We start from the raw sequence: 9,392 nt of genomic DNA, 5'->3' as shown, positions 1-9,392 counted from the left end.
ATCGGCCCCGGCACGGCTCGGGCGGCCCGCGACGGCCGGCGTGGCCGCCGCCCTGGCCGGCCTCGGCGCGGCCGAGCTGACGGCCGCCCTGCTCGCCCCGGTGGGCAGCCCGATCTTCGCCGTCGGCGCGCTGGTCATCGACCGCGCCCCGGCCTGGTTGAAGGAACTCGTCATCGCCCTGTTCGGCACGGCCGACAAGGTCGTACTGGTGTTCTGCGTCGCGCTCGGTGCCGTGGTGCTGGCCGCCGCCGCCGGGGTGCTGGAGTTCCGGTGGCCGCCGATCGGCCGGGTCCTCGTGGCCCTGGCCGGCGCGCTGGCCGTCTTCGCGGTGCTGTCCCGGGAGAACACCGCCGCCTTCGACGCGATGCCCGCAGTGCTGGCGATGGTCGTTTCGGCCGTGCTCCTCACGGTGATGGTCGCCCAGCTGCGCCGCACGCCCGGAGGCGCCGAGGCATCCGCCCCGGACCGCCGTCGGTTCCTGGTCTGGGCCGGGGCCAGCGCCGGCCTGGGCGTGCTCGCCGCGGCCGGCGGGCAGCTGATCTCGGCCGGTATCCGGGCGACGGATGCCGCGCGCGCGCGCTTCACACTGCCGGCCGCGGCCGTTCCCGGTGCCCCGATCCCAGACGGTGCCGCGCTGGACATCCCCGGCCTCACTCCGCTGATCACCCCGAACGCCGACTTCTACCGCATCGACACCGCCCTGCAGGTGCCCCGGATCGACCCGGGAACCTGGACGCTGACGGTCACCGGGATGGTCGAGAGGGAGATCGAGATCGACTTCGCCGAGCTCCTCGCCCTGCCCCTCGAGGAGAGCACGACCACTCTCGCCTGCGTCTCCAACGCCGTCGGCGGCGACCTGATCGGCAACGCGACCTGGCTGGGCTACCCGATCCGCCTGTTGCTGGCGCGGGCCCGGCCTCTCGCCGGGGCCGACATGGTGCTCTCCCGCAGCGAGGACGGCTGGACCGCGGGCACCCCGCTGGAGGTTCTCACCGACGACCGCAACGCGATCCTCGCAGTGGGGATGAACGGGGAGCCGCTCCCCCTCGAGCACGGCTACCCGGTGCGCATGGTCGTGCCCGGGCTCTACGGTTACGTGTCGGCCACGAAATGGGTGGTCGAGTTGAACGTGACCCGCTTCGACCGGGAGACCGCCTATTGGACGACGCGCGGCTGGACCGCCCGAGGACCGGTCAAGCTCTCCTCCCGGATCGATGTGCCGAGCCGTAACGCCGACGTCGCGGCCGGACCGGTGATCGTGGCGGGTGTGGCCTGGTCGCAGTACGTGGGCATCCGCGGCGTGCAGGTGCAAGTTGACGACGGAGCCTGGAACGACGCGACCCTGGCCGACGCGATCTCGGCCGACACTTGGCGGCAGTGGAGCTGGGTCTGGCCGGCATCGGCCGGGCGGCACACCCTGCGGGTGCGGGCGACGGATGCCGCGGGCCTGGTGCAGACTTCTGTGCGCCGGGACGTGATCCCCGATGGGGCCACCGGCCTGCACGATATCCCGGTCACGGTCGCCTGAAGCGACCCCTCGCAGCCCCGCGACAGCCGGCCGGCGCGGGCGTATCTTCAACAGCGAAAACCACGCAGCGTGCCGGCGCATTGCCGTGCCCAGCTTGAGAGGACGCAAATCATGCACCGGAATGACGGATCGACAGTGCGCGCCGGCGGCTCACGTCGCCCCCCGGCAGCGGAGTAGACGCTTATGCCCACCCGGACGAAACTGACCCCCGCCGACCTGCGGCACTTCGAGAAGCTGCTCCGCCATCAGCGCCGCGACCTCGACATCGCGCTCGGCCGGATCGGCACCACCCTCGACGGTGTGATCGAGGCCAGAAACGCCGGCACCGCCGACGACGAGCACGATCCCGAAGGACCCACCCTGACCATGGAGTGGTCGCGCATCTCGGGTGTGCACAGCGACCTGGCGGCGCAGTCTGCGGCGATCGACCAAGCCTTGGCGCGCATCGCGGACGGCAGCTACGGGTTCTGCACCCGCCGGGGCGAACCGATCGGCCGGGAACGACTCGAGGCCCGGCCGTCCGCGGAGCTGTGCATCGACTGCGCGCGCGAGTTGGAGGCGCACCGCCGGGCCTGACCGAACCAATTCGACGGAGATTCTGGTCTCCAGAGCGGTTTTTGGTCATTCTGGGGCCGCTTTGGGCAAAATCTCCGTCGAATTCGTTCCGGACGGCGCGGAGGGCGCGCATCGCTTTCTGCACGAGCACCTCGGTGCGCGTGTCGACGGAGCTGGTCGCCTCGTCCAGGATCAGCACGCTGGGCTTGGCGAGGAACGCGCGGGCGATGGTGAGCAGCTGCTTCTCGCCGGCGCTGACGTTGCTGCCCTCGTCGTCGAGTACGGTGTTGTAGCCGTCGGGCAGCGTGTGCACGAACCGGTCCACGTAGGTCGCGCGCGCCGCGTCCAGGATCTCCTTCTCCGTGGCATCCGGACGCCCGTAGGCGATGTTGTCGCGGATCGTGCCGCCAAACAGCCAGGTGTCCTGCAGCACCATGCCCATGCGTCCACGCAGGTCGTCGCGGGTCATTCGGCGCACGTCCACGCCATCGAGCGTGATCCGGCCGGCGTCGAGCTCGTAGAAGCGCATCATCAGGTTCACCAGGGTGGTCTTGCCTGCCCCGGTGGGGCCCACGATGGCCACGGTCTGGCCGGGCTCGGCCACCAGGCTCAGGTTGTCGATCAGCGACTTGTCCGCCGTGTAGCGGAACGAGGCGTTCTCGAAGACCAGCCGGCCGTGGGCGGTCGTGGGTGCCTCGGCACGCTCCGGGTCGGGGCTCTGCTCATCGGCGTCGAGCAGGGTGAAGACCCGCTCGGCGGAGGCGACGCCGGACTGCAACAGGTTCGCCATCGACCCGAGTTGGGCCAGCGGGTGGGTGAATTGGCGGGAATACTGGATGAACGCCTGCACATCGCCGAGCTGCATGGCCCCGGATGCCACCTGGAGGCCGCCGACGACGGCGATCCCGACGTAGACGAGGTTGCCGATGAATGTCATCGCCGGCATGATCAGGCCGCTGACGAACTGGGCGCCGAAGCTGGCCTCGTAGAGCTCGTCGTTCTTGGCCCGGAAGCGTTGCTCGACCTCCTTCTGGCGGCCGAACACCTTGACCAGGGCGTGGCCGGTGAAGGTCTCCTCAATCTGGCCGTTCAGCTCGCCGGTGTGGGTCCACTGGGCGACGAACAACTTCTGCGAGCGCTGGGCGATCAGGACGGTCGTGACCAGGGTCAGCGGCACTGTGACCAGGGCGATCAGGGCCAGGAGAGGCGAGAGCTGGAACATCATCACGATGACGCCCACCACGGTGAGCAGAGAGGTGACGGCCTGGCTCAGCGACTGCTGCAGGCTCTGTGAGACGTTGTCCACGTCGTTGGTGACCCGGCTGAGCACCTCGCCTCGCTGCACCGTGTCGAAGTAGCGCAGCGGGAGGCGGTTGGGCGACGATCACCATGGTGGCGCCACCCGTGCCGACGGCCAGTGCCTCGCGCAGCCGAGCATCCGTCGCCAGGTCGAGCGAGGAGAACGAGTCGTCGAAGATATAGAGTTCGGGCCGTTTGACCAGGGCCCGGGCAATGGCCAGGCGCTGCCGCTGCCCGCCGGACACATTCATGCCGCCCTGCGCGATGGTCAGTGCCTCCCAGAGTTCCGCCTCAGTGGCGTCGGGCTTGCCGTAGAGCAGGTTGCTGCGCACGGTGCCGGAGAACAGATGCGGCTTCTGCGGCACCAGCCCGATGCTGCCCCAGAGCAGGTCAGGGTGGAGCTCGCGCACGTCCACCCCGTCGACCCGCACGCTGCCGTTGGTGGCGTCGAAGAGGCGAGGCAGCAGGTTGACCAGGGTGGTCTTGCCCGATCCGGTGCTGCCGATGATCGCGGTGGTCTGCCCCTGATGCACGGTAAAGCTCACGTCGGAGAGCACCGGCTGCTCGGCGCCGGGGTAGGCGAAGCCCACGTCCACGAGTTCCACCTCTCCGCGGCCGATACTGTCGACGACGGGGTGGCGCGGCGGGCGCACGCTGGACTCGGTCTCGAGCACTTCGCCGATCCGGTCGGCCGACACGGTCGCCCGCGGGATCATCACGGCCATGAACGTGGCCATCATCACGGCCATCAGGATCTGCATCAGGTAGCTAAGGAAGGCAACCAGGGTGCCGACCTGCATGGACCCGTCCTCGATCCGGAACGCCCCGAACCAGATCACGGCCACGCTGGAGACGTTCAGGACGAGCATGACGACCGGGAACATCAGGGCCATCAGGCGGCCGGCCTGAAGGGCGGTGTCGGTGACATCCACGTTCGCCTTGCCGAACCGCACGGACTCGACGTCTTCGCGCACGAACGCCCGGATGACGCGGATGCACGTGAGCTGTTCCCGCAGCACCCGGTTCACCGTGTCGATGCGGGTCTGCATCAGGAGGAACAGCGGCACCATCCGCGCGATGATCAGCCCGACCGCGATCAACAGCACGGGCACGCTCACGGCGATCAATCAGGATAGCTGCACGTCCTGCCGGACGGCCATGATCACGCCGCCGATGGACAGGATCGGTGCGGTGACCATCATGGTGGCGGTCATCAGCACGAGCATCTGCACCTGCTGCACGTCGTTGGTCGACCGGGTGATCAGCAACGGGGCGCCGAACCGGGTGACCTCCTGCTCGGAGAACTCGCCGACCCGGGTGAAGACAGCGCCGCGCAGGTCGCGTCCGAGCCCCATGGCGGCCTTCGCGCCGAAAAAGACGGCGACGATCGCGCACACGATCTGGAACAGGGTGATCAGCAGCATCAGACCACCGATGCGCAGGATGTACACGGTGTCTCCCGTGGCGATGCCCTCATCGATGATGTCGGCGTTGAGGGTGGGCAGATAGAGCGAGGCGATCGACTGGGCCAGCTGGAACACGACGACGGCTGCCAGCAGCCGCCGGTACGGCCGCAGGTATTTCACGAGCAGTTTCCAGAGCATCGGATCTCCTAGCAGGGGGCGTTCGGCGGCGTCGGGAAGCCGATGATGCCGTAGAGGATGAGGGCGGTGAGCTCATCGTCGTCGAAGTCGGGGCCGGCCGTGATGTGGGGCACGGATGCCGCAAGCGCGATCATCCGGATGACCTGCCCTGAACGCTCCGGGGCAACCGTGAGGCGCAGGAGGTCAGGCGCGAGCACGTCGGCGAGCAGCACGGTGAACTCGTGCGCGACGTCGTGGGTGTGGGGTCTGCCCATCGAGCCCACCGCCGTCATCAGCGCGAAGACCTGCGCGAAGCGGCGGCGCAGCAGGGAGACCATGGCGCGCACCCGTTCCTCGAGCGGGAGCTCACGGTCGAGCGCGGCAAGTTCGAGACGGAACGGCTCGGGGTCGAGCTGACGGTCCATGGCCGCCCGGAGCAGGTTGTCCTTGCTGTCGAAGGCTCGGAAGATGGTGCCCTCGGCGATCCCGGCGCACTGGGCGATCTGTCGAGTGGTGACGGTCTGGCCGTGCTCGATCAGCAGCGGCGTGACCGCGTCGAGGATCATCGACTGCCGGTCCTCGACGGACAGGGCTTTCGCGCGCGCAGGTTTGACGGACATCCCCCCAGCTTGTATGAGTGAGCGCTCACTCACAAAGTGGAATCGGGGTTCGGGTTCCAGAGAGGACGGTTCAGGCGAAGAGGTCCGAGATCCAGGCCACGTCCTCGGGCGACGGCCTCCACGCGCTGCCCTCGGTGGCGTTCTGCAGGATCTGTTCCGGGCGGGTTGCTCCGGCGATGATGCTGGTGAGCCCCGGCTGGGCCAGCAGCCAGGCGAAGGTGGCTGCGAGCATGGTCACGCCGCGCTGGTCGCAGAACGCTTCGTACTTTTCGATGACGTCCCAGGGCGCGTTCCGGGCCAGGTGCGGCCGGACCATCATGATGCGGCTGTCGGCGGGGCCGCCCGCACGAGAGAACTTGCCTGTGAAAAGCCCGTTGTAGAGGGGGAAGAACGGCAGGAAGCCGAGCCCGTAGGCGTTGACGGCCGGCAGCACCTCGTCTTCGGCGTCACGCACCAGCAGGCTGTACTCGTTTTGCGCCGAAACGAACCGCGGATGCCCCGTCAGCCGGGCGGTGAACTCCGCCTCGGCGATCTGCCAGCCGGCCAGGTTGGAGTGGCCGATATAGCGCACCTTTCCCTCGCGGATGAGGTCGTCGAGGGTCTGCAGGGTCTCTTCGATCGGGGTGTTCGGGTCAGGCTGGTGCAGTTGGTAGAGGTCGATCCAGTCGGTCTGCAGGCGCCGGAGGGACGCCTCGACGGCCAGTCGAATGTAGCGACGTGAGGCGCGGGCGCCCCAGTCGGGTCCATTCCGACCGTTCATGTCCATGCCGAACTTCGAGGCGAGCACGATCTGGTCGCGCTTGCCCCGCAGCGCGCAACCCATCAGGGTCTCGCTGAGGCCGCGTTCCGCGCCGTAGATGTCGGCCGTGTCCAACAGGGTGATCCCGGCGTCGACGGCCGCATTGACGACGGCGGTGGTTCCGGCCTGGCTCTCCGTCGCGGTTCCGGCGCGTCCGAAGTTGTTGCAGCCCAACCCGATCGTGGACACCATGAGCCCCGAATTGCCCAGTCTGCGGTACTCCATCTGCTCCATCCCTCCACATTAGGCTCGCCGGCCTGTGCTAAACAGGACTCAACTACAAAGGGGTGTCAGTGAGTCGTTTCACGCTCGGCGTCATGTCGCGTTCCGGTAAGCCGAATGAACGGCGCTTGCCCATTCATCCGTCACATGTCGAACGGATCGATCCGGACCTCCGGGAGCGAATGTTTCTCGAGCGGGGCTACGGAGAGCAGTTCGGCGTGTCGGACGAGCAGCTGGCCCCGCTCGTGGGAGGGCTTTGCTCGCGCGCGGACCTCATCCGGGAGTGCGACGTCATCCTGCTCGCAAAGCCTCTGCTGGCGGATGTCGCGGCACTGCGCGACGGACAGGTGCTCTGGGGCTGGCCGCACTGCGTGCAGGATGAGAAACTCACCCAGCTTGCCATCGACAAGCGGCTGACCCTGATCGCGTTCGAGGCGATGAACCACTGGACCGGAGGCGGCGAGTTCCACCTGCACGTGCTGCACAAGAACAACGAGCTCGCCGGGTATTGCTCCGTGCTGCACGCCCTGTCCCTGATCGGTTCGACGGGTGACTACGGCCGCAAGCAGCGTGCCGCGGTGATCGGCTTCGGGGCCACCGCCCGGGGCGCCGTGACGGCGCTCAACGCACTCGGTGTCTACGATGTCACGGTGCTGACCAATCGCGACGTGACCGCGGTCAGCTCCCCGATCCACTCCGCCCAGATCGTGCAGCTCGACCACGGCGACGGCACGAACGGGAACTTCGCCCTGCCGGGAAACGAACGGGTGCCACTGCCCGAGTTTCTCGCCGGCCACGACGTCATCGTGAACTGCGTGCTGCAGGACCCAAATGCCCCGCTCATCTTCCTGGGCCACGATGATCTTCCGATGGTGGCCCCGGGGTCGCTGATCATCGACGTGTCCTGCGACACCGGCATGGGTTTCAGTTGGGCGAAATCGACGACGTTCGACGAACCGACCTTCCGGGTCGGCACCAACGTCACCTACTACGCGGTCGACCACAGCCCGTCGTACCTCTGGAACTCCGCCACCTGGGAGATCAGCGAGGCGCTGTTGCCGTACCTGCGCGAGGTCCTTGCGGGCGAGGCCGCTTGGACCGCCAACGAGACCCTTCGGCGGGCCATCGAGATCCACGAGGGGATCATCCGGAATCCCGACATCCTGGCATTCCAGCACCGCTCCCCCGAGTATCCCCACACCCGGCTCGCCTGAAGCCGGCCGGCTCCTCCCCAGCCCAGCCCGGCCCTCCTTCCACGCCAGGTCCGAAACCCGCGCTGTGCGCAGGGCGCCGCCGACTACAGTCGAGGCATGACGACCATCGAAACCTTCCTGATCCGGCTGCCCAGCCCCATTGGGCGGCTGGAACTCACGAGTGACGCCGAGCGCATCCTCTCCCTCTCCATCGAACGCGACGGACAGCTGCCCCTCGACGAGACCCCGGAAGCCCCGTCGCCCCTGCTCGACCGGGCCGCGCGCCAATTGGCGGAGTACTTCGGCGGCACCCGCACGGTTTTCGACCTGCCCGTGGCGCCGAGCGGGGGCACTGCGTTCCAGCAGGGCGTCTGGCAGCGACTGTCCGAGCTCGGCTTCGGCGAGGCGACCTCGTACGGCGAGCTGGGACGATCGCTGGGCAAGCCGGGGTCCGGCCGGGCCGTGGGCGGCGCCGTCGGGGCGAACCCCGTTCCGATCCTGATCGGCTGCCACCGGGTGCTCGCCGCCGACCGTCGCATCACCGGCTACAGCGGCGGCAGCGGAGTGCCCACCAAGGTCTGGCTCCTCGACCACGAGGGCATCGAGCACCGCTCATGAGCACCCCGGCGACCAGCGCGCTGCCAGCCGAGGCCACGACATCCGCCTCACTGAAGCTCGGCGATGACGGGCTCACCCGCTGCGGCTGGGTCGGCGGCGACCCCGAATACCAACGCTACCACGACGAAGAGTGGGGGCGTCCGCTCCGGGACGAGAGGCTGCTGTTCGAGAAGCTGTGCCTCGAGGGGTTCCAGGCCGGCCTGTCCTGGATCACCATCCTGCGACGTCGGCCGGCCTTCCGGGCCGCCTTTTACGACTTCGACGTCGACCGCGTGGCCGTGATGGACGACGTCGACGTCGCCCGGCTCCTCGCGGATGCGAGCATCATCCGGCACCGCGGCAAGATCGAGGCCACCATCCGGAACGCCCGGGTCACCCGAGACCTCGGCGAGAGCCTGACCGAGCTGATCTGGAGCTTCGCGCCCGAAGCCCGCGGCCCCCGGCTGCGGGAGCGCGGCGAGGTCCCGGCGACCACAATGCAATCGATGGCACTGAGCCGGGAGTTGCGCACCCGGGGCTACACGTTCGTCGGCCCCACCACCATGTACGCCCTGATGCAGTCGGCCGGCCTCGTCGACGACCACCTGAGCGGATGCCATCGGTCGAACGACGCCTGACCACCACAACGCCTTCGGCTGACGCTATGCCGATCGCCGCCCTGTCAGCCGCCACGCTGCCAACCGCCGCCCTGACGGCCACGGGCTGCCCGACCGCGGGCTGCCCGACCGCGGGCTGTTCTGCGTGAGGTGCTCCTCGAGGCGAGTAAGTCCTGAACGATTGGTTCTGTCGCGCCCGCACTTCAGCCCTGACTGCACCGTGTGGACGCCGTTCATCACGGGCGGAACGCCGTGTCCGGTGTCGAACCAATTCGACGGAGATTCTGCCGAAAATGAGCATATTTCTGGGATTTAGAGGATATTCAGGCCGAATCTCCGTCGAATTCGTTCGGGACGGAGTCGCCGCGAGGCCTCGGAA

At 68.2% G+C, this 9,392-nt stretch carries 7 protein-coding genes and 2 pseudogenes; 5 read left to right on the top strand and 4 right to left on the bottom strand.

Annotated features, from left to right (window positions below):
• Positions 1–40 precede the first annotated feature (40 nt).
• Positions 41–1,528, top strand: coding sequence for a molybdopterin-dependent oxidoreductase (locus E3N86_RS01260; RefSeq protein WP_134511175.1), 1,488 nt, complete (start codon positions 41–43; stop codon positions 1,526–1,528).
• 183 nt (positions 1,529–1,711) lie between these two features.
• Complete coding sequence (locus E3N86_RS17740) at positions 1,712–2,104, top strand: TraR/DksA C4-type zinc finger protein (RefSeq protein WP_104169798.1); 393 nt, start codon at positions 1,712–1,714, stop codon at positions 2,102–2,104.
• A 79-nt stretch (positions 2,105–2,183) separates the two neighbouring features.
• Here the strand turns inward: E3N86_RS17740 and E3N86_RS01250 are convergent.
• The 4 genes and pseudogenes from E3N86_RS01250 to E3N86_RS01235 all read right to left on the bottom strand — a co-directional run.
• Positions 2,184–3,458: pseudogene (locus E3N86_RS01250) on the bottom strand (ABC transporter ATP-binding protein); the annotation flags it as partial.
• A pseudogene (locus E3N86_RS01245) lies at positions 3,457–4,986 on the bottom strand (ABC transporter ATP-binding protein); the annotation flags it as partial. The pseudogenes E3N86_RS01250 and E3N86_RS01245, both read right to left, overlap by 2 nt.
• Before the next feature lie 8 nt (positions 4,987–4,994).
• On the bottom strand, positions 4,995–5,585 hold the full coding sequence (locus E3N86_RS01240; RefSeq protein WP_104099714.1) for a TetR/AcrR family transcriptional regulator: 591 nt from the start codon (positions 5,583–5,585) through the stop codon (positions 4,995–4,997).
• A gap of 70 nt (positions 5,586–5,655) precedes the next feature.
• On the bottom strand, positions 5,656–6,618 hold the full coding sequence (locus E3N86_RS01235; RefSeq protein WP_104099713.1) for an aldo/keto reductase: 963 nt from the start codon (positions 6,616–6,618) through the stop codon (positions 5,656–5,658).
• Positions 6,619–6,701: 83 nt separating this feature from the next.
• Here E3N86_RS01235 and E3N86_RS01230 point away from each other — a divergent pair, with 83 nt between their 5' ends.
• The 3 genes from E3N86_RS01230 to E3N86_RS01220 all read left to right on the top strand — a co-directional run bounded on the left by E3N86_RS01230 (position 6,702) and on the right by E3N86_RS01220 (position 9,034).
• On the top strand, positions 6,702–7,820 hold the full coding sequence (locus E3N86_RS01230; RefSeq protein WP_198412857.1) for a N(5)-(carboxyethyl)ornithine synthase: 1,119 nt from the start codon (positions 6,702–6,704) through the stop codon (positions 7,818–7,820).
• Between the two features lie 96 nt (positions 7,821–7,916).
• Positions 7,917–8,417 (top strand): methylated-DNA--[protein]-cysteine S-methyltransferase, encoded by a 501-nt coding sequence (locus tag E3N86_RS01225; protein WP_134373546.1) that lies wholly within the window; start codon positions 7,917–7,919, stop codon positions 8,415–8,417.
• Positions 8,414–9,034 carry a DNA-3-methyladenine glycosylase I gene (locus E3N86_RS01220; protein ID WP_134400912.1) on the top strand — a complete coding sequence of 207 codons (621 nt, stop codon included), beginning with the start codon at positions 8,414–8,416 and terminating at the stop codon, positions 9,032–9,034. The genes E3N86_RS01225 and E3N86_RS01220 overlap by 4 nt, the downstream gene beginning before the upstream one ends.
• The last annotated feature ends 358 nt before the right edge of the window (positions 9,035–9,392 follow it).

The sequence above is a fragment of the Cryobacterium sp. Hz7 genome (assembly GCF_004402815.1).
Taxonomy (GTDB): Bacteria; Actinomycetota; Actinomycetes; order Actinomycetales; family Microbacteriaceae; genus Cryobacterium; species Cryobacterium sandaracinum.
The sequence above is the reverse complement of the archived record's forward strand: the minus strand, read 5'-3'. Positions and strand labels throughout refer to the sequence as shown.